The organism is Candidatus Culexmicrobium sp., from assembly GCF_058356305.1.
Genome location: NZ_JBTVBB010000019.1, coordinates 1 through 19,037, shown reverse-complemented (window position 1 = coordinate 19,037; position 19,037 = coordinate 1). Strand labels below are relative to the sequence as shown.

Below are 19,037 nucleotides of genomic sequence, written 5' to 3'. Positions count from 1 at the left end.
ACCTAAATGTCCTTTAAGTTATATTTGTCCATTCGTCTATATTAATTGTAGATCTATTTGTGAAAAATATCGTAAATACATAAGAAAACTTTATGGTGATCAAAATGCTAGAACTAACTAGATTAATTAAAAAGGCACAAAAAGAAAATGGAATTATAAGCATATTTGTGTTTGGCGATAGTCAAGAAGGTAAAACTAGTTATGCTCTTCATACTATGAGAGAGCTCTATGGTAATTGGTATAGCGCTTTAGACCATTTATTTTTCAAACCTACAATTGCTTTAGCTAGAATTACCGCACACAAGCTTAGGACGGGAAAACCATTATTATGTATAACTATGGACGATGCAGGTAAAAATCTACCTAAAACTCAATGGTGGCGTCCAGATGTAGTTAAATTTAGTGCATGGTTTAACTTAGCTAGAACAGATGTTAATGGAATAATTTTAACTTCAATTACCGAGGATATCCCATCAAATATTCTTAATAAATGTAAATATAGAGCATTAGTTAAAAAATATGATAAAACTCATAGTATAGCTTACGTTTATAAAGTAGTTAGATCACCATACTTTCAATTAGCATTAAAACCCGTATTTGAAGATATTTTCCCTACACGCTACCCTAATGAAATTTATAAATTATATACTAGAATGAGAGATGAACAAACACTCGACTTAAGATTAGCCTTCATGAAAGAATTTACAAAAGACGAAAAAGAACTAGCATTATTACTTTACCATGAAGGATTAACACAAACTGAAATAGCCACCATATTAAGAAAATCACAACCAACCATATCAAGATGGCTAAAAGAACTACAAAATAAAAATATCATCTAATTTTGCAAACCAATAAATCATTAATAAAAGAGAATCGCCTTCAAGGTAATGTGAATTTTGCAAAAACCTTATTATCTAGATTAGTAGTTGTTACTTTAACTTTAAGTATTTTATTGATGTATACATACTCCAAGTTGATGAAAAGAGTGATGATATTATTTCTGGGATTGCTGCTCCAGTTATGTTGAAGTTTTTCCATGGAATTAACCATGTAGCTATTGATGCTAAAGCCATAATTATACTTAACATGCCAAACTTTAGGTCTTTTTTACTGAGAGTTAAATTTCCTCCGATTATTAGGCTTCCTATTGGATATAATATGAAGAACGCTAATGAAAAATATAAGTGTATTCGACCATAATTTTCATGGAATACACCTATTCCAATTAGTGATATTGCATCTAAAGTTAATATGTATACGCCGATTTTACATGTTAATGATTTAAATTTTAAGTTTAACCCTAAGGTAAAAATTAGCATTAATATTCCAGCTAAAATTAACCCAGTATTAAAATAAATTTGGGATAGATTCACTACTCCTAAGTCACTTAGAGCATTCTTAGTCCATGAAAACCATGGTGCATTTTGAATTGCAATGAATATGAATAGATATGCAATTATCGGTGATAAAATGCCTGATACCCGGGAAATTTCTAATAACTGCTTTCTCTTCATAATTGTTCATTAATTATATTATGATTTATAATAGTAAAAATTGTTGTTTTGAATTGATAATCTTATATAATGATGCATAGACAATTAGTTTTGGTGACTTTGATGCTGGAGCGACACTTATTAATGATTCCGGGCCCAATAATTTTCGATCCTTCTGTATTGAGGTCACTTAGTCAAGGACATTTAAGCCATATGTCTAAAAGGTTTACAGAGATTTTTGCGGAGTCTTTACGTGATCTTAGAAGCCTATTATACGTTGGCGATGAGTTTAAGCCTATAATCTTGGCTGGTTCAGGAACCCTTGCAATGGAGGCTAGTACCGCTAATTTCATTAGAAAGGGAGACAATGTACTAGTCATTTCCAATGGCGTTTTTGGAGATCGTATGGCTGAATTACTAGAGAAGTATCCTATTGAAGTTGATATACTCAAAGTTAAGAGTCCTGGTGATGTAGTAGATAATAGTTTAATTGAAAAGAAGTTGAAGGAAAAAAGATATAGCTTAGTAACTGTCACTCATGTTGACACTAGTACTGGTGTTAGACATGATATCGAGGAGTTAGGGCATATTGTGAAGGATTTTGATGCATTACTTGTTGTGGATGGCGTTTGTAGTGTTGCTGGTGAAGAAATCAGAATGAAGGATTGGAATTTAGATGTAGTCTTTACTGGAAGTCAGAAAGCTATTGGTGTCCCTGCTGGTTTAGCATTAATTTGGCTTTCACCTAGAGCATTGGAGAGGCTTAATGAAACTAAAGCTAGGTATGCACCATATTACATGGACTTTACTAGATGGATTGAGGTTATGAACTCATATGAACAATTGAAGCCTATCTATTTTGCTACGCCTGCTGTTAACTTAATTATCGGTCTACATGAAAGTTTAAAGCTGATATTTAACGAAGGTCTCGAAAATAGATTTAAGCGACATAAAGTTTTATCGGAGGCATTTAGAAAAGGTGTTCAGGGCATAGACTTAAAAATTCTAGCTAAAAATGAAGCTGTTGCTGCCTCAACTGTTACGGCAATATATTTGCCTAAAAATGTCAGTTTAAACAATTTCCGTAAAGAGATGGCTAATAGAAACATTATTATTGCCGGCGGTCTATATCCTCCAATTAAGACCAAATACTTTAGAGTAGGTCACATGGGTCCAGTTAATGCTAATGACATAATATCTACGATTGCAACTATCGAGCGATCATTAGCTAAGTTAGGATATAAAATTGAACTTGGAAGTGGAGTTTCACTAGTTCAAAATGTCCTCATTAAAAATAACTTTTAACAATAACGTATAAAAATACTTTAAATTAAATAAATGTAATTTTAATTGACTCTAAAATATAGTTACGAATACACATAACTTAAATTAAAATTATGGATACTCAAAATAGGTAAAAAAGAGGGTTTATTTTCCAGTTGCAGTAGCCTCAGCTACTGCCTTCTTTGCTTTTACATGGTCTTGATAAATCATGTATAATAAGATTAATCCACATATAACTGTCATTATCCATGCATATGAACCGGCTTCAGGTGATCCCAGTCCTGAAGCTTCCCATGGGAAGTATTTACTACCTAGAAGTAACTGGATTCTTTGAATCAATAATGACTCTCTTCCCATCACTGTATTTCCAAAGGATGCACCTAACGCAGCGAGAATTACGTATCTTCCAATTCTTGGAATGTACCCTAATCCTCCCTTCATTTCCCTTGTGAATATGAAGAATGTTAACGAAAGTATACTTCCAAATACTATTATTATTCTATTTAGTGTTGATAGTGGATCTGCCGCTATAAGTGATGACTTTATTAAAGTGTTTATTTGTCCTATGAGACTGGATCTAACTGTTGATCTCAACGCCATTCCTGTGCCATATCCAACTGCTATTGAAACAGGTATCCTATAAATCCAGAAGTATTTCTTCGAGAAGAAGAAGTAGTATCCTAGACCTATTAGTATCCAGATTAAGTAGTCATATCTTCCTTGATAGACTACTGGAATATAGCCATAATTCTTGAAATACCACAGGTCATATGATACTCCATATCCCACAGTTAATCCTACCATTAGATATTCTGCCAATCTGAATAGTGGATTTTCTCGATATAGGTAGCTTAGCACACAAAAGGTAAAGAAAACTGCCCCCCATATAGTTATTACTTCAACTATATCCACCATTTTATCCTTCCTCCCTTCTATATTTCCTCATAAAGTATGCAATGTTTCCTACGATTACTGCTATGACTAAAAGATAGTGTACAGCTGATTGTGCATTTAATGCAGCAGTTGCACCTGTTAGCCCTATTTCTCCAAGTAGCATTTCATATTCTGCTGCTCCTCTTAGACTTACTATTACTCCGACGTAACCAATTTCACCAGCTTTACCAGCTTCATAGAATGGCATGAAACCTGGCGCTGAAACTGCAGGTGAACCCACAATGAATTTGTGGAATTCAGGATTTTGAGTAGCCCAGTATTGTAGATATGTTCCTGGACCTGGACTTCCCGCTGCGAAGGATATTATTACAGCTGCATGTTTAATGCCATCGAACTTCTGTATTAATGGAAGCTCAGTTACTGGATTTCCATAAAAGTCTTCAGAAAAGTTTTCTATTATGCTGTCGTACATGGCTACTATTAATGCAGTTGTAGCCAGTCTTCCTAGATTCACTATATGTTTACCATATTCCTTTGTTATTATTTGTGTTGGATTTTCAGGGTCATAGCCTGTTTTATCTATTGTTCTCCATATTTGATCAGCCATTATTGGACCGTCACCCCACATTCCAAGCAAAATTACATACAGTGGTCTTTTAATGACATGTCTCATCACTGCTATTGCTTGAGGATGTAATTCTGGATTTGCACCACTATAATCAAAAGATAAAACTACTAAACTTCCTGGAGGTAGGTTTTCTATGGTTTCAAATGCATCTTTAGTGTATGGAGTTATTGCTAAGGGTGATGGCATTGGAATAAGTATTGGTATAGCGATCACAATGAACACGAGTAAATAGATCCATCTTGGATCTAATTCCTCTAAATATTTAATCCATGACACTTCACTCGCCTCCTGCAAGAGTAGGACGTCTTTCATATGCAAAGATAACTCGTACACCATATGCTAGTCCACCAATTGCAGCACCAAGAATTATTCCCCTCCTTCCTGCAACATTGGGTACATCCATTAACCAGTTTTTAATTGATTCAAACCCCGGCCATACTGCTGCATTTACAGGTGCCTGACCCATAACTACTAAGATTCCCGCCGCTAGTAATATTAATGAATCAATATTCCTTGCTCTAAACGCACGGTATCCAGCAGATATTATGAAGAATCCTAGTAAAGCGAACATCATTATGTTTATTATAGCCATTACCTTCCAGTATAACACACTCCATATTGGATATAGAGCATTGTAGACTGCTTTTGGTATAACTTCTCCTTTTGGATCTATAGCATATCGCCCACCTAATGTACTTATTATTGCCATCAATGGAATTAATATTAATACAAGTACGCTAAATTCCCAATAAGGTCTTCTTCTTGAAACATTCCTGTAATGGATTCTAAAGATGTTTATGGCACCTATTCCAATTGCAATTGAATACATGGCATTGAAATATCTTAACATTTCTTTTTCTAGGAACCGTGAAAGACTGAAGTCCCCTATTCTTATGTCTACATACCATTCGAATGCATAGAGTAGCCCGAATATGAATGCCAATAATAGTGGTATTGATCTCCTATAATCGGAGAGGGATATACCCATATATATTCCCCCCTACTTAGATAACAATTCAATTATGATCTTGCTTCCAGCTGTTATTGCTAGTGCGCCTATTAGAGTGATAGCTATGACAAATAGTTTGCCTAGGTCATGTGCATATAAGACTCCAAGGATTTTCGGATCCTTTGTAACATAGGCGGCAGCAGCATACAATTCTTCACCAATTAATACGTAGTCACATGCTGCTATGAAGAAGGGTAACTGAACAGTTGCAGTGGTTCCTGCAATTTGTATTGCTCCAATTCTATATCCGCTCTCAGCCAATTCTAGTGATTCTGCATAGAAATATCCCATGTAAAAGTTTGCAGCTGGTCTTTCTCTTTGAAAGATTCCTAGACATCCAGCTGTAAAACCAAATTGCCAAGGTGAAATATATCTAACCATTTCTGGTGAAAACTGGTCTGGTTTCCCTTCGGACATATATGCCTGCTTAACAATTCCTTCAGTTACTTGGTATACTAGCCAGTTTCTATTGGCAACTATTATTGGTACATTATATCTTGCAGTTAGCTTTGCTACGTGACTTAGAATTGATAACGCTGATAAAGTTGCTAAAGATCGTATACTGTGCATTCCAGGAGTGAAGAAGACTGGCTTCCCCATTTCTGTCGCTCGTCCCACTGCTTCTTCAAATGCATCTACCGCTGGAATCTTTCTTACTGTAATCTTTTCTGGCGCTCTTTTTGCCCTTTCTAGAGCGAAAATTGTTAGAACTGCAATAATTAACAGCACTACTCCCTGAGCCACTCGCCCTTCCCTTAAAATTACTTCAGACATTTCAAGCCAATGCATTTTGCGTCCTCCAAAAATGAAAAATTTAACTATAGGCTTAAATTATCTTTTTTGGGAAAAAATATATCTTTTACTTTTTTCTAAGTTAGTCTTTGAAAAGTATGCAAAATATTTTATAAATAAAAATTGATGATTTGATTTATTTTTGACATATGTCAACGTATGGCCTTTTCTCATACTTTAATATTTCCAGATATCCATATTCTTCAAGTAACCTGAATATTTCCTCTTTGCTTTTATGTTTAACTGGAATTTCAGGGGTATTAGCGAGTCTAAGTATTAATCTTGAAACTACCATTGCTGCTTCTTGCATATCTCTCAAATCTAGCTTGTCTACTGTATCTGCTTCCGTATGTCCAAATCCTCTTCCACTTGTAAATTCCTTGAAAGCTTTTCCACCTACAAGTGTTCCTGAAGGTACGCCCTCCAACACGAAGGGGAAATAGTCTGAATACATTCCCAGTCTATCAGCAATTGGAATTGGATAGTTCATATCCTTAACTAGATTTTTTAGAAAGGATATCATTTCAGGGAACCCTTGAAGCATTACTCCAGGTCTAGCTGCTCTTCCTGCTCCATCTAAGTTTAACATGAATTTTATATTTTTAATAATTTGCCTATGTTGCTTTACATATTCATGACTTCCAATTAACCCTATCTCCTCAGCTGAGAAACATATGAATCTTACTGTTCTTTTAAGTGAGTTTTTATGTTTAGCTAGAACCCTTGCTACTTCCATTACTATACATGTCCCAGCTGCATCATCCATTGCCCCTTGACTAATATCATGACCATCAAAGTGTGCTCCTACAATTATTATTTCATCAGGCTTTTCTGTTCCCTTTATTTCAGCAACTACATTCCATGATTTCATTTTAGTTGTGACATGCTTTGTCTTTATTCTTACATTGACTTTTCCTCTCTTCATTAATCTCTTAATGTATTCTCCATCCTCTTTGCTTATTCCTAATGCTGGTATTTCTGCCTCCATATTGAATCTCGCACTACCTGTTGGTGCAAGTAGACCTGGATAGTGATTCATGAATAGGAAGCCTATAGCGCCTGCTTCAACTGCTCTACCATATTTCTCTACTCTGTGAATCCATCTTCTAAAGTATGGTGGAGAAAAACTCGTAGCCAAAACTATTTTTCCAGAAATTTTTTCTTTCTCTCTTTTAAAATCCTCTGGTAACCCATGACCTAGATCTATTACTTCTCCTTCAATTCCTTCTTCAGGAGTGCTTGGACAATAGGGTAGGGCGATTGCCTTAATTTTCTTTCTAACTGGTGATGTTATATATAGTTCCGTTTTTCCTCTAATCCATCCATTATACTCATATTCCTCTAGGTGTGGATCGTCCAGATTATACTCTTTAAATTTTCTTAATATGAATTGTACCGCCCTTCTTTCGCTTTCTGTTCCTGCAAATCTACTTCCAAACTCGTCGCATAATATTGTTAAGTTTTCAAGGGTTTCTCTGCTTGTTAAAATTTCTCCTATAATATTCCTTTCAACTTCAATTAAATTCAATTTTTCACCTCTAGACTTACAGACTATATTTTTTATTTATGATTTAAGAGTTTTGAATCGAATGTTTCATTATATAATACATAGAATTAGATAGTATGTTGATGAAGCCCCATTGGTTATGCATATTGAGGTGTTAAATTGAAGCTTCGTGAAATTTTAATATTAGTAGTCTTGTTTATAGTTCAGTTTATGGGTCCTTTTAGTGGGAATATGATAATGCCAATGTTTAGTGCTCTTAAAAATGATTTTCAAGTTGAAATTTTCATGCTAAGTTTGTCAATTACATTGTATATGATTCCATTCAGTATATTGCAGTTGTTCGCCGGTTTTATAAGTGACTTGTTTCTAGGTAAGAAGACGACTATGAGTATTGGCTTGGCAGTATATTGCTTTGGAACTTTTCTAGTCAGTTTGTCAAATAATATTTGGACTTTTATTGCTTCAAGGTTAATTCAAGGTGTGGGTAATGCTCTTATTTCTCCTATTTTAATGGCTACTATTGGTGATATTTATTCAAAGGATATTCGAGGAAGGATAATGGGGTTAATGTCTGTATCTGTTACTCTGGGAGGATCCTTCGGTCCATTGGCTGGAGGATTTTTCGCTTCAATTAATTGGCGTTTAGGATATTTTCTATTGGCTTTCATTTCTGGTTCATGTCTACTCTTCCTTCAAATATTACTTCCTAAGACCTCTAAGTCTGGTAAAGGAGCAAGAGTAATGCTTAATCAAGTTAAAAGCATTATTTCTAATTTAAATGTGGTTTTATTATGTATACTAGGATTCATATTATTTCTTTCTAGAGTTTCCTTTTACACTTACTTTTCAGATTATCTTTCCATACCCCCATTCAACTTGAATAGTGAAGTTATTGGAATGTTCTTATCAACTGCTGGAGTTGGCGGTATGATTTCAGGCGTTATAACAGGTTACTTGACAGATAAAATTGGTAGGCGAATTACAAGTATCGTCGGTTTTATTTTCCATATTTTAATGTTGAGCTTATTTTTCACACCATTCTGGTACGAAAGTGTGTTATTGATTATGTTTTTGATGGGCTTTGCCTCCACCATGGCGTTTACACCTATAAATACAATGGTAATTGAGGTAAGCCCTAAGAATCGTGGAATTATTACTTCTATTTATGGTTTTGTAAGATTCCTTGGCTATGCATCTGCACCAATAATTGCTTATCCATTATACAGATATGCACTTTTAAATGGTGTCTTAATTTTAAGTGTATCTGTATTATTACTAGGTTTAATTTTACTAGTTTTATTTGAGGATTGATTTCACTATGTATCTTTGATAAATTGAATTAAATTTTCAAGAAATATTTCGTTGTCACTGATATCTTTAAATGGATCTAATAGAAATGTTAGGTCACCGATAGCAATTACATTGTCATTTGCAACTATTGGTGAATAAGTATCCATAACATCTGTTAATGATAGAAATGCCGTATTAAATGTGTTTGCCAGTTTCACTTTTCCTCCATATACATGTGCTGCTGTAAATAATGTTAATTCCTTAACATTTGAAAGGAGAGGATGATGCACAAACTTTCTAATAACTATGTTTCTATATACTCCATAATTGTTTTCTAGATCGTAAAGATATCCGTCTGAGAAGTATATACCAAATTCTTGAGCTAAACCATTAATATACCATGATGAAACTCTTGATGGATCATAGATCATTATCAATTTACCCCCTAGACTTACATACTCTTTAATCGTAATTACTTCATCTGGATTAAAGCTTATACTTGGACATATTATTATTAATGCTTTAGGTTTTCCAATAGACATTAATTCCTGTAGTGTATTGATATCTCCAAATACTATTTTCAAGTTATTTTCAATCATTTTACCCCATAATGTACCTAGAATTTCATACGTGAATAGATTTCCATGTGAAATATCTATGAATACTAGATTTTCAGTTGTAACATTATATGTTCCAGGTAAACTTGCATTAAATATTTCAGATGAATCATAGTTGGTTTTATATCCAATGAAGCTGTAAGCCTTTACATAGTATGGTGAAATATAATAGAGTCCTAAGGGTTCAGGCTGTATTTTTTCTAATTGTTCTATTGAGATTAATTCTCCTTTTATCCACATAGATTGACCTAACAATAATGAGCTATTAGTCCAGATAAGCTTCGTTAAATCTAGAATTCTGTATCTTTTCACTCCTGCTAATTCAGCTATTCTACTAATTGCATCTAAAAATGACCCATACCCATCTATTAAACCCATTTGAAGTGCATCATTACCCAAATATAGTTTTCCTAGAGAGATTTCCTCTACAGTTGTGTTTAATCTATTTCCTCTCCCTTTAATTACTGCTCCAATAAAATTGCTCATCGCCTTCTTAGCTATGAAGGGAACTTCTTTAAGTGATAAACCCGTATGCTTGTATGGTCCAGTTTCAATTATAGCTTCAGAGGGTATAACTAGGAGTGGTTGTCTCATTATAAGTCCAATATTTCCTATAAAAGTTGTAGGTATAGAGTATATTTCTCTTGCTGCTAGACAGACATAATATCCACCTGAAGCTGCTATACCTTCAATTACTGCAATAACTGGCTTCTTTGAGTTAAGTTTTTCAAGTGCATTATATACATCTTCAACTATTGTTGCATATCCTCCAGGAGAATCTACACGTAATACTAATCCAACTATTGAATCATTCCTATATGCATACAAAATTGAATTAACATATAACTCCTTTTCAGCATCACTAATCATATAGCCGTAAATTTTAATAACTCCAATTATTGGTTCCACTGCTACTGGCGGCTTAACTAAATACGGTATTTTTACGAAAAGGTAGTATCCAGCTGCTAGTCCTGCTGAAAAAACAATAATACATAAGGCTAAAATTTTAACCCAACTTGAAGAACTCCCTTTTGATGAAAAAATAGTCAATCATATGCCTCCAAGATTTTTCAAGTACTATATTTTATTGATTGTAATTTTAATGTTTCCAAAGGATAATCTAACGTGTAACTTATATTTCATTAACTTATTTATACTCTATTATGGCAATTTTAATGCGGTGCATCTATTATGCCAAATCTAAATGATATTTTCAAATTTATTGACGAACATCTTAATGAACACATCCAGAAAATCCAGAGCTACTTAAAACAACCATCAGTTTCAGATGAAGGTTTAGGCATACATGAATGTGCAGAATTAACTGCAAAGTTTATTGAGGATCTAGGAGGAGAAGTTGAAGTCATTCCTTCTCCTATAAAGTATGAGGAGCATCCTGGATGGCCATTAGTTTATGGCTGGCTAGATAGTGAAGCTGAAAAAACTCTTCTAGTTTATGGAATGTATGATACACAGCCAGTAGAAGAGGAGAAGTGGAGCTATCCTCCATTCGGTGCAGAGATCCATGAAGTATCGCCTTTTGGTAAATGTATTATTGCAAGGGGCGCAGTAAATACAAAGGGTCCCTTAAGGGCGATGTTTAATGCCTTTGAATCCATAATTGCAGTTAGAGACAGATTGCCCGTAAACATTATTTTCTTAATCGAAGGCGAAGAAGAAATTGGAAGTTTAACTCTAATCGACTATGTCAAAAAGAATAAAGAGAAGTTTAAAGGTGTTAATGCAGTATGGATGGCTGGAGCTAGACAAGATCGAAGAGGGAGAGTTAGAATAAGCTTAGGCAACAAAGGGATTATAACTTTTGATATGATCTGTAAAGGTGGAGATTGGGGTGGTCCTGTTGGAAGAAATCTTCATTCAAGTAATGAGGCTTGGGTTGAAAGTCCTGTTTGGAGATTGATTCAATGCTTAGCGTCTATGCGGGATAGAAAAAGTAGAATTGTTATAGATGGTTTTTATGATGGTGTAACTGCACCTACACTTGAAGAAGAGGACTTGATAAATAAACTACTGGAAACATTTAATGAAGAAGTGTTAAAAGAGGAGTTAAGTGTCAAGCGATTTAAATACAACTTAAAGGGTAAAGATTTAATTTTACAATACTTATATCAGCCAACACTCAATATTATGGGATTCTTTTCAGGATATGTTGGACCTGGAACTAAAACCATAATTCCATGCGAAGCAAGAGCAAAAATAGATATTAGACTACATCCAGATCAAGATCCAGAAAAAATCTGGAGTTGTATTAAAAAACACTTGATTGAAAATGGCTTTGAAGACATTGAATTAAAGCTACATGACGCATCTCCTGGATCTAAAACTTCTCCAAATGCATTCATTGTTAAAGCTATGATAAAGACGTATGATGAATATGGAGTGGAAAAACAGATATGGCCATTTAGTGGAGGTTTTGCACCCACCTTCATTTTCACTAGAATCCTAGGTGTTCCATTTATTTCTGGAGGTATTGGTCATGGTGGAAGAGCTCATGCACCTAATGAATACCTAGTAGTAGATAGGATTGGTCCAATTTACGGTATATCTGATATGGAAAAATTCTATGTAAAATTTCTATATAATTACGCTGAAATGTAATTTACCTATATCCCAACCCTTATATTACCTTTAACTTAATTAGTTACCTCGTGGTGATTCATGATGGATGTTCTAGATGTTATAATGAAAAGACGTACTATCCGTAAATTTAAATCTAAACTAGTACCAGAAGAAATAGTTTTACAGATAGTTAAAGCTGGTCAAAGAGCCCCTTCAGCATGCTCCCTCCAAACATATTCCATAATTTGGGTTAAGGATGAAGAAAAACGAAAAGCATTATGGGAAGCATGTGGTAGGCAACCATTTATACTTGAAGCTCCAGTAACCCTAACTATATGTGCAGATGTCAAAAAACTAATAGATATCGCAAAAACAGGAGGATTTGAAACTTCTCTAGAAAAGGGATTAGGTTATACGGTAAAGCTTTTCGCTATAATTGATGCCACATTGGCTGCTGAAAATATGGTTTTAGCTGCTGAAGCATACGGACTTGGATCAGTATTTATTGGAAGTGCACTCGCCAATCCTAGAGTAGTAGAAATACTTAATATTCCAAAGGGAGTACTGCCAATAAGTCTTCTATGTATCGGCTATCCTGATGAAAACCCACCAGTAAGACCTAGACTACCACTTGAAGCTGCTTTATTTATAAATTCCTATAAACAGTTATCGAGATCTAAGTTAAATGAAGGTATAAAACATATGAATAAAAAGCTAGCTGAAGAAGGATATTACACTAAGTATTCACGTCGCTCAATTGATTTTAAATGGATTGACAATGTTAAGAGAAAAATGATTGGTGATAAGGAGAGAGAGAAGAAATTCATTGAAACTCTTAGGAGTTTGGGCTTCTATCCCTTTGAACCAGTAAAATAATTATTGTAACTAAGATTTTAAATAAAATTATTTATTTAAATTAAGTTTTTCTTTTAATTAAGTTATTTAACACATCTATTAAGATGTTTACCTTGAGAAGTGATAATTTAGGTATTACGATCCTCTTTATACCTCTATGGCTTCGAACTTTGAGTATTACTTCGCCTTCTGAAGAAAGAGTTACCTTTAAAATATTATCAATATAGATGTCTTGTGGGGATAATCCCCTTACAACACATCCCAAAATCCTTTCAATCGTCCTATACTCCTCAAATAAATATTCTAAAAATGCTCTAACCCCTTCCTTTAAATCAATTTCTAAGATATTTTCATGAAGAGTTATGACGTAATTTTGTCTTTAGAGTCAATATATAGGTTTACTCATGAGCATCTAGGTTAAACTTTATGATGGCATATGATATAATAAGTTTTATTGAATATAAAATTCACTCAAAGAGTATATTAACAAAAATAGAAGATAATAGAAATTACATTTCTATGAGACTTTGCTAAATACTACAAGCTTATTCTTTAAATTTACTCCAACAACTCTAAATCCAGCTGCTAACCAACCGTTTTTTGCTTGAATATTCCTTTCATCGTTATCCCACCATTTTCTCTGCTTAAAAGCTGTTTTTGGCAGTCCATTAACTATGCTTGAAATTTCATCAAAACTTAATTCTACTACGTGGCAATCAAGACTTGAAAGGAACTTCTTTAATCGATCATACTTTCCAGGCATTTTAATCCCTCAAATTTTAATTTTGGGTACCTATCTATCACCAATTATGCTTTCAAGATATATTAGCATAACCGTGAAAAATTTGACATCTTTAATTCTAATAGCAATTTTAATTGTTTATCCCTATCAATAGAAACAATACATTTTTACTCATATTTCTACTGCATGTTATTTAATTGTTTAATATATAAATCGTAAATTAATTAAATGAAAACTTGCTATCTGTTTACTATGGATTGGAATAACATTTTTATTAATTTTGATGAGAAGCCTAGAATAGAAATAACTGAAGGAATCATCGCTAGACCCATATATTGTGATGCCAATTTCATGGTCATTCTATTTGAAGTTGAAAGAAAGGTTCCAATACACAGTCACGACAGTTTGCAGTTTGGATTCATTTTAGATGGAAAAGCTGAATTCACCATTGGGAGTAAGACAAAAGTAGTTAAAAAAGGATACTTCTATCATATACCTCCAAACATCCCCCATGAAGTTAAAGTTTTGGTGCAACCCTTAATAGCATTAGATGTTTTCATACCACCTAGAGAGGATTACAGACATCTATTCACATAAACACGAAACTTCAGATTCAATCATCCCCTCTACTCCAGCTGGACTTGATAAATCCTATTTTTTATTTCAATTGCCATCAAAAACATTTTCATTGTTTAATTGACTATGTTATGCATCCGAGAATTTATCTTTTAACTTTCGATACGAATGGATTGCCTTTAATGAAAAATCTTAGATGCTTCTTTAAGTCTCTTGTAACCCCTATTCTGTAACTACTGCCTATCTCACTTAAATCAATAGTTCTACCCTCAATAATCTTTAAATCTTCCTTTGAAAGATAGACAGGTTTTCCATGAAAACTCTTATCTATTGCTAAGGCTTGAGTTAATTTTCCAGGCCCATTAGTTAGCATTTCTACTTTGCTAGTTTTTCTAAATTTTTTCATTAACTCAATTCCTCTAATCGGATGTAATGCTCTTATTAATACTGCTCCTCCATCTCCCGGTTTATGCGCAACTATGTTGAACAGCCATTGAGCATGTACTCCATAAATTAGAGCAACTCCTACTTCGCCATACATCACCTCTGCTAGTTTCCCCCTCCTTCTCGCTCTTGATGCTGGATCTTCTCTTCCATAGTATGCCTCCGTCTCAACTATATAGCCTGAAAGAAAAATATTTCCAAATCTTCTAACAATAATCTTTCCTAACAACTTTACTGCTACTTCTCTTGGATCATTAAGATAGAAGTTTTTTGGAACAATTTTATTTAATTTCATTTCAAAAATATATTTGTAGAACTTATAGTTAATATATACGTCTCACGTATTGAGGAGTAAGTTATGAATACTGAATTTCTTCTAAGAAATGTTGATGAAAATTCAAATGAACTAGTTGAGCTGTTTCGCACAATTCTTAGGTTTAACACTAGCAATCCACCTGGAAATGAGCTTCCTTTAGCTAGTTACCTCTATGATGTCTTTTCTAAGGAGGATATTGAATGTGAATTAATAGAATCCGGAAATAATAGGGGTAACATTATAGCTAAACTTGATGGAGAAATAGATTCCAAACGTATTTTATATCTATCGCATTTAGATGTTGTTCCTCCAGGAAATATTAGTCTTTGGAGTCATGATCCATTTGCAGCTGACTTTGATGGTAAGTGGATTTATGGTAGAGGGGCTTTAGACTGTAAAAGCCTTGTTGCTTCTGAAGCATTCTCATTAATATTGTTAAAAAGGTTAAATATAAAGCCCAAATACACATTGGTTTTTGCAGCCACCGCCGATGAAGAAACAGGAGGTAGAAATGGTATTGGATGGATTATAGAAAACTGTCCTGAAAAAGTTAAAGCTAACTTTGTAATTAATGAAGGCGGAGGAATTCCAATTAAAGGAAGAAATAATGTTCTTATCTATTTGGTTGATGTTGCAGAGAAAGGTTCATGCAGAGTTAAGTTGAAATTTCATGGTAAAAGTGGTCATTCCTCAGTGCCATTTATCGAGAACAATGCACTTTATACAATGTCTATTGCTGTAAAACAACTTTATGACTTTCAATCTCCAACAATCTTCGTTGATGCAGTTAAAAAGATGCTTGAAACCTTATTTCCAGCTCTTATTGGATTTAAGGGTAAATTGTTTTTAAAACTACTTTTCTCTCCTTTTAAGAGATTAGCATTCTCATTGATTGAGAAAGTTGAACCCAACTTTGGAAGACTTCTTAAATCGCTTACTAGAATGACTATTTCAGTTACAATTGTAAGTGGAGGTGTTAAGGAGAATGTTATTCCAAGTGAATGTGAAGCTATTGTTAATTGCCGTATTCTCCCTGGACAAGATAAAAATTATGTCTATTCAATAATTAGGCAGGCATTAAAAAATCTACCTAATGTTAAAGTTGAAGTTGAACAATGTTCCCCTCCCTCTTCTTCACCAGTAGACAAAACTTTACTAAATGGTTTTAAGTCGATTTTAAGTGAAATCCTCTCAAACTATAAATTGGAAGTTGCACCCTTTCTCATGCCTGGATCGTCAGACAGCCGCTATTTAAGGAAATTAGGTGCTATTGTATATGGTTTCAGTCCAATAAGCCCTGAGATAGATTATAGTGAATTGCTTAATCTTGCCCATGGAATTGATGAAAAAATTGATGTGGGAAGTTTAATTTTGACAACTAAATTTTTAACTCTCTTGCCATTAAAGCTCACTTTATAGCATGACTTAACTGTAATTCTGTTTTTCAGCTTTAGTTTTTCTCCATTTTTTGCCTATTGGATAGAAGTGGTCTGGAACATTTTTGTATTCTAATGTTGTCAAGTCTGCTGGGCCTAGTCCAGGTGCATCTATTGGATAGTCTACTTGAACTATTTGGTCCCAGAAAGCTCTATGATGAACTCTATCCTTTAATACAATAATGTCTTTTTCCCTTGGATCTATACCTAGAGCTATAAATCCCTGATCATCGAGGGGTGCTCTAAGTCTTTGAGATATTATAATGTGTCTTCCTTCTCCCATATTTATTACTGCTATTAAGTCTTCATGGATTTTCCTTCCTCTACCCATAGGTCCAACTAGTGTATACTCTACTTCACCTAGATATTCTAATTTACCCGTAATTTCAATTGGTTTACCTGAAATAGGATGAGCCCAACCCCCAATCTTAACTGTTATAATGTCACCAATCTTCGCTGTTTTCTTTAAGTATTCTAAAGCTTTTGGATCTGCTATTCCTCCAATAACAAAGTTTTTAGCTCCTTGAAGTAATAGTTCTCTCAACACATGTGTACCGTCGCCCAGCCTATCACTATGTTCAGCTATTAAAACTGGCTTTCTACCTTCTCTTACAAGTCTTAAAACTTCTGCAACTCCCTCCTTTGGCTTTGGGAGCTTCCTGGCAAATTGCTCCTTTAAACTCCATATTAAATCTGAAATATCCTGTGCAGCTTCCTCAGCTAATTCTCTGTCATTATTTGTAACTACAAACACTGACGCTCCAATGTCAGGCACATCTGCATATGCGTAGCCCGCAGCTACTGATGCACAATATACACCTTTTCTCTCCCATTCACGGCATCTATTATATACTAGCTTCATTGGCGGATAATTTGTACCTTGAAATATGCTGGCAGAAACAACACCTGGTTTTCTAAATGCCATTGTCGGCTTAAATTTGCCTCTAATAGTTTTAACCATACATTTGGCTGCAATAATTCCGATCTCTTCAGAATCAACATGTGGATATGTTTTTAATATGAAAACTGCATCTGCAACTTCAGCTAATTCATGGTCTTCATTGGCATGTAAATCCAGAGTCACCATGATCGGTATATTGCCTACAATTCTTCTAACTCTTCGTACTATTTCTGCTTCTGGTCTAGGGATATCTTCAACTGCCATAGCTCCATGAAGGGCAAGCAAAACACCATCAAGATTTTCAGTTTCCTCAAATCCCTCTAACATTTCATTCATAATTTTTTCGAAGGCATCTCTAGTAATCCATCCCGTAAATCCCACAGCCTTCGTTCTCCCTGCAGCAAGAATACCAACAAGTTCAGCTCCTTCCTCTTCAGCAACCTTCATAAAACCGTTAATGTAGGTTGGAATGCCTCTAACTGCTTCAAATATTTCATCTCCTCTTAAAATATAGTCCTTGAACATTTCATATGTTGTCCTTTGCGGTACAAAGGTACAGGTTTCATGAGAGAAGCTAGCTACAGCAATTCTCATATAACATCGAATAATACTTCATATTTAGCTAAATATATAACTGATGATGATTAAAAGGTTTTAATAACGCTTTTAATATTTAGAGTTGAATTTTATTACATGAAGGTTATTGAAGTTAAAAGTAGACGTAAAATTGAATTTATTGATATTACAGATCTTATTAGAAGAGTAGTTAGAGAAAGTGGAATTGAAAATGGTGTCTGCCTCATTTACATTCCACATACCACTGCAGGTGTAACTATAAATGAAAATGCTGATCCAAGTGTAGTTGAAGACATCATATATACGCTTAATAGACTTGTTCCTCAAGATTTACCATATAAACATTTGGAAGGTAACTCCCCAGCACATATTAAGTCAACACTTGTGGGCCATGGTACCTTTGTGTTAATTGTAAATGGAGAACTTGCTCTAGGTACTTGGCAAGGAATATTTCTATGTGAATTTGATGGTCCAAGAACTAGAAAGGTTTACATCAAAATACTTAGAAATTGAAGCGAATAGTTTCAAACTGCTTGACTTAAGCTAAAACGACATCCATGTAAAGCATTATTATAAAGCCAGTTATTAATCCGTAAGTTGACCATTTTTCATGTCCAATCCTATTGGTCTCGGGAATTATTTCATCACTTATAACAAATATCATGGCTCCAGCAGCAAAACCCATTGCATAGGGGAGAATCTGCTTCATCATGAAGACTGTTCCTGCACCAAGTAGACTTAATGGAGCCTCCACAAATCCTGACAAAATTGCAATTAGATATGCATAAACTCTACTTTTACTTCCCTCAGCTAATATGGAGAAACCAATTGAAAGTCCCTCTGGGATGTTTTGTAGACTTATTGCTAACATTAAAACAATAGCTTCCCTTATATTTCCTGAACCAAATCCTACTCCTACAGCCAATCCTTCAGGCATGTTATGTAATGTCACCGCCAATACAAAAAGCCAGATTCCATGTAGTCTATCTGACGCTAAACCCTCTCTACCAATAACAACGTGCATATGCGGAATTATTACATCTGCAAGATTAACCATAGATCGGAAGAGCACACGTCTGAACTCCAGTCACTAA

General features: G+C 34.4%; 19 protein-coding genes. 8 read left to right on the top strand and 11 right to left on the bottom strand.

Annotation, left to right across the window (positions count from 1 at the left end; all coding sequences use genetic code 11):
• The first annotated feature begins 104 nt into the window (after positions 1-104).
• The gene (locus ACW8TM_RS06420; protein WP_491532455.1) at positions 105-842 is read left to right on the top strand and encodes a helix-turn-helix domain-containing protein; all 738 of its coding nucleotides are present in this window, start codon (positions 105-107) and stop codon (positions 840-842) included.
• 90 nt (positions 843-932) lie between these two features.
• On the opposite strand, the gene ACW8TM_RS06415 is transcribed toward ACW8TM_RS06420, so the two are convergent.
• A complete protein-coding gene (locus tag ACW8TM_RS06415) occupies positions 933-1,517 on the bottom strand; it encodes a DUF998 domain-containing protein (protein WP_491532454.1) in 585 nt (194 codons plus the stop codon).
• Between the two features lie 102 nt (positions 1,518-1,619).
• Here ACW8TM_RS06415 and ACW8TM_RS06410 point away from each other — a divergent pair, with 102 nt between their 5' ends.
• Positions 1,620-2,801 (top strand): pyridoxal-phosphate-dependent aminotransferase family protein, encoded by a 1,182-nt coding sequence (locus ACW8TM_RS06410; RefSeq protein WP_491532453.1) that lies wholly within the window; start codon positions 1,620-1,622, stop codon positions 2,799-2,801.
• A 123-nt stretch (positions 2,802-2,924) separates the two neighbouring features.
• Here ACW8TM_RS06410 and ACW8TM_RS06405 read toward each other — a convergent pair whose 3' ends face one another.
• The 5 genes from ACW8TM_RS06405 to ACW8TM_RS06385 all read right to left on the bottom strand — a co-directional run bounded on the left by ACW8TM_RS06405 (position 2,925) and on the right by ACW8TM_RS06385 (position 7,631).
• On the bottom strand, positions 2,925-3,695 hold the full coding sequence (locus ACW8TM_RS06405) for a hypothetical protein (protein ID WP_491532452.1): 771 nt from the start codon (positions 3,693-3,695) through the stop codon (positions 2,925-2,927).
• A gap of 1 nt (position 3,696) precedes the next feature.
• On the bottom strand, positions 3,697-4,638 hold the full coding sequence (locus tag ACW8TM_RS06400; protein ID WP_491532451.1) for a hypothetical protein: 942 nt from the start codon (positions 4,636-4,638) through the stop codon (positions 3,697-3,699).
• Positions 4,580-5,290 carry a hypothetical protein gene (locus tag ACW8TM_RS06395; RefSeq protein ID WP_491532450.1) on the bottom strand — a complete coding sequence of 237 codons (711 nt, stop codon included), beginning with the start codon at positions 5,288-5,290 and terminating at the stop codon, positions 4,580-4,582. Before ACW8TM_RS06395 ends, ACW8TM_RS06400 begins: the two co-directional genes overlap by 59 nt.
• Positions 5,291-5,302: 12 nt before the next feature.
• Complete coding sequence (locus tag ACW8TM_RS06390; RefSeq protein ID WP_491532449.1) at positions 5,303-6,100, bottom strand: DUF6754 domain-containing protein; 798 nt, start codon at positions 6,098-6,100, stop codon at positions 5,303-5,305.
• Positions 6,101-6,239: 139 nt separating this feature from the next.
• Entirely contained in the window at positions 6,240-7,631 is a 1,392-nt protein-coding gene (locus tag ACW8TM_RS06385) for a M20/M25/M40 family metallo-hydrolase (protein ID WP_491532448.1), read from the bottom strand.
• A 138-nt stretch (positions 7,632-7,769) separates the two neighbouring features.
• Here ACW8TM_RS06385 and ACW8TM_RS06380 point away from each other — a divergent pair, with 138 nt between their 5' ends.
• The gene (locus ACW8TM_RS06380; protein ID WP_491532447.1) at positions 7,770-8,921 is read left to right on the top strand and encodes an MFS transporter; all 1,152 of its coding nucleotides are present in this window, start codon (positions 7,770-7,772) and stop codon (positions 8,919-8,921) included.
• A gap of 5 nt (positions 8,922-8,926) precedes the next feature.
• On the opposite strand, the gene ACW8TM_RS06375 is transcribed toward ACW8TM_RS06380, so the two are convergent.
• Complete coding sequence (locus tag ACW8TM_RS06375; RefSeq protein ID WP_491532446.1) at positions 8,927-10,567, bottom strand: S49 family peptidase; 1,641 nt, start codon at positions 10,565-10,567, stop codon at positions 8,927-8,929.
• A 141-nt stretch (positions 10,568-10,708) separates the two neighbouring features.
• Between ACW8TM_RS06375 and ACW8TM_RS06370 the strand changes: the two genes are divergently transcribed.
• Entirely contained in the window at positions 10,709-12,136 is a 1,428-nt protein-coding gene (locus ACW8TM_RS06370; protein WP_491532445.1) for a M20/M25/M40 family metallo-hydrolase, read from the top strand.
• Between the two features lie 63 nt (positions 12,137-12,199).
• On the top strand, positions 12,200-12,973 hold the full coding sequence (locus ACW8TM_RS06365) for a nitroreductase family protein (RefSeq protein WP_491532444.1): 774 nt from the start codon (positions 12,200-12,202) through the stop codon (positions 12,971-12,973).
• A gap of 496 nt (positions 12,974-13,469) precedes the next feature.
• On the opposite strand, the gene ACW8TM_RS06360 is transcribed toward ACW8TM_RS06365, so the two are convergent.
• Entirely contained in the window at positions 13,470-13,715 is a 246-nt protein-coding gene (locus ACW8TM_RS06360) for a DUF7662 domain-containing protein (protein ID WP_491532443.1), read from the bottom strand.
• 231 nt (positions 13,716-13,946) lie between these two features.
• Between ACW8TM_RS06360 and ACW8TM_RS06355 the strand changes: the two genes are divergently transcribed.
• On the top strand, positions 13,947-14,291 hold the full coding sequence (locus ACW8TM_RS06355; RefSeq protein WP_491532442.1) for a cupin domain-containing protein: 345 nt from the start codon (positions 13,947-13,949) through the stop codon (positions 14,289-14,291).
• A gap of 124 nt (positions 14,292-14,415) precedes the next feature.
• On the opposite strand, the gene ACW8TM_RS06350 is transcribed toward ACW8TM_RS06355, so the two are convergent.
• Positions 14,416-15,009: a DNA-3-methyladenine glycosylase gene (locus ACW8TM_RS06350; RefSeq protein ID WP_491532441.1), complete on the bottom strand. Its 594-nt coding sequence runs from the start codon at positions 15,007-15,009 to the stop codon at positions 14,416-14,418.
• Positions 15,010-15,072: 63 nt separating this feature from the next.
• Here ACW8TM_RS06350 and ACW8TM_RS06345 point away from each other — a divergent pair, with 63 nt between their 5' ends.
• Positions 15,073-16,449, top strand: a complete 1,377-nt coding sequence (locus ACW8TM_RS06345; RefSeq protein WP_491532440.1) for a M20/M25/M40 family metallo-hydrolase — start codon at positions 15,073-15,075, stop codon at positions 16,447-16,449.
• 6 nt (positions 16,450-16,455) lie between these two features.
• Here ACW8TM_RS06345 and ACW8TM_RS06340 read toward each other — a convergent pair whose 3' ends face one another.
• On the bottom strand, positions 16,456-17,961 hold the full coding sequence (locus tag ACW8TM_RS06340; protein WP_491532439.1) for a M81 family metallopeptidase: 1,506 nt from the start codon (positions 17,959-17,961) through the stop codon (positions 16,456-16,458).
• A gap of 99 nt (positions 17,962-18,060) precedes the next feature.
• On the opposite strand from ACW8TM_RS06340, the gene ACW8TM_RS06335 reads away from it, so the two are divergent.
• Positions 18,061-18,456 (top strand): secondary thiamine-phosphate synthase enzyme YjbQ, encoded by a 396-nt coding sequence (locus ACW8TM_RS06335; RefSeq protein ID WP_491532438.1) that lies wholly within the window; start codon positions 18,061-18,063, stop codon positions 18,454-18,456.
• Between the two features lie 25 nt (positions 18,457-18,481).
• Here the strand turns inward: ACW8TM_RS06335 and ACW8TM_RS06330 are convergent, their stop codons facing one another.
• A complete protein-coding gene (locus tag ACW8TM_RS06330; protein WP_491532437.1) occupies positions 18,482-19,015 on the bottom strand; it encodes a ZIP family metal transporter in 534 nt (177 codons plus the stop codon).
• Positions 19,016-19,037 lie beyond the last annotated feature (22 nt).

Bases quoted from the DNA above. Each gene is read 5' to 3' on its own strand.
- ACW8TM_RS06420 (WP_491532455.1), top strand. From the start codon at position 105: ATGCTAGAACTAACTAGATTAATTAAAAAGGCACAAAAAGAAAATGGA.
- ACW8TM_RS06415 (WP_491532454.1), bottom strand. From the start codon at position 1,517: ATGAAGAGAAAGCAGTTATTAGAAATTTCCCGGGTATCAGGCATTTTA.
- ACW8TM_RS06410 (WP_491532453.1), top strand. From the start codon at position 1,620: ATGCTGGAGCGACACTTATTAATGATTCCGGGCCCAATAATTTTCGAT.
- ACW8TM_RS06405 (WP_491532452.1), bottom strand. From the start codon at position 3,695: ATGGTGGATATAGTTGAAGTAATAACTATATGGGGGGCAGTTTTCTTT.
- ACW8TM_RS06400 (WP_491532451.1), bottom strand. From the start codon at position 4,638: ATGGTGTACGAGTTATCTTTGCATATGAAAGACGTCCTACTCTTGCAG.
- ACW8TM_RS06395 (WP_491532450.1), bottom strand. From the start codon at position 5,290: ATGGGTATATCCCTCTCCGATTATAGGAGATCAATACCACTATTATTG.
- ACW8TM_RS06390 (WP_491532449.1), bottom strand. From the start codon at position 6,100: ATGCATTGGCTTGAAATGTCTGAAGTAATTTTAAGGGAAGGGCGAGTG.
- ACW8TM_RS06370 (WP_491532445.1), top strand. From the start codon at position 10,709: ATGCCAAATCTAAATGATATTTTCAAATTTATTGACGAACATCTTAAT.
- ACW8TM_RS06365 (WP_491532444.1), top strand. From the start codon at position 12,200: ATGGATGTTCTAGATGTTATAATGAAAAGACGTACTATCCGTAAATTT.
- ACW8TM_RS06360 (WP_491532443.1), bottom strand. From the start codon at position 13,715: ATGCCTGGAAAGTATGATCGATTAAAGAAGTTCCTTTCAAGTCTTGAT.
- ACW8TM_RS06355 (WP_491532442.1), top strand. From the start codon at position 13,947: ATGGATTGGAATAACATTTTTATTAATTTTGATGAGAAGCCTAGAATA.
- ACW8TM_RS06350 (WP_491532441.1), bottom strand. From the start codon at position 15,009: ATGAAATTAAATAAAATTGTTCCAAAAAACTTCTATCTTAATGATCCA.
- ACW8TM_RS06345 (WP_491532440.1), top strand. From the start codon at position 15,073: ATGAATACTGAATTTCTTCTAAGAAATGTTGATGAAAATTCAAATGAA.
- ACW8TM_RS06340 (WP_491532439.1), bottom strand. From the start codon at position 17,961: ATGAGAATTGCTGTAGCTAGCTTCTCTCATGAAACCTGTACCTTTGTA.
- ACW8TM_RS06335 (WP_491532438.1), top strand. From the start codon at position 18,061: ATGAAGGTTATTGAAGTTAAAAGTAGACGTAAAATTGAATTTATTGAT.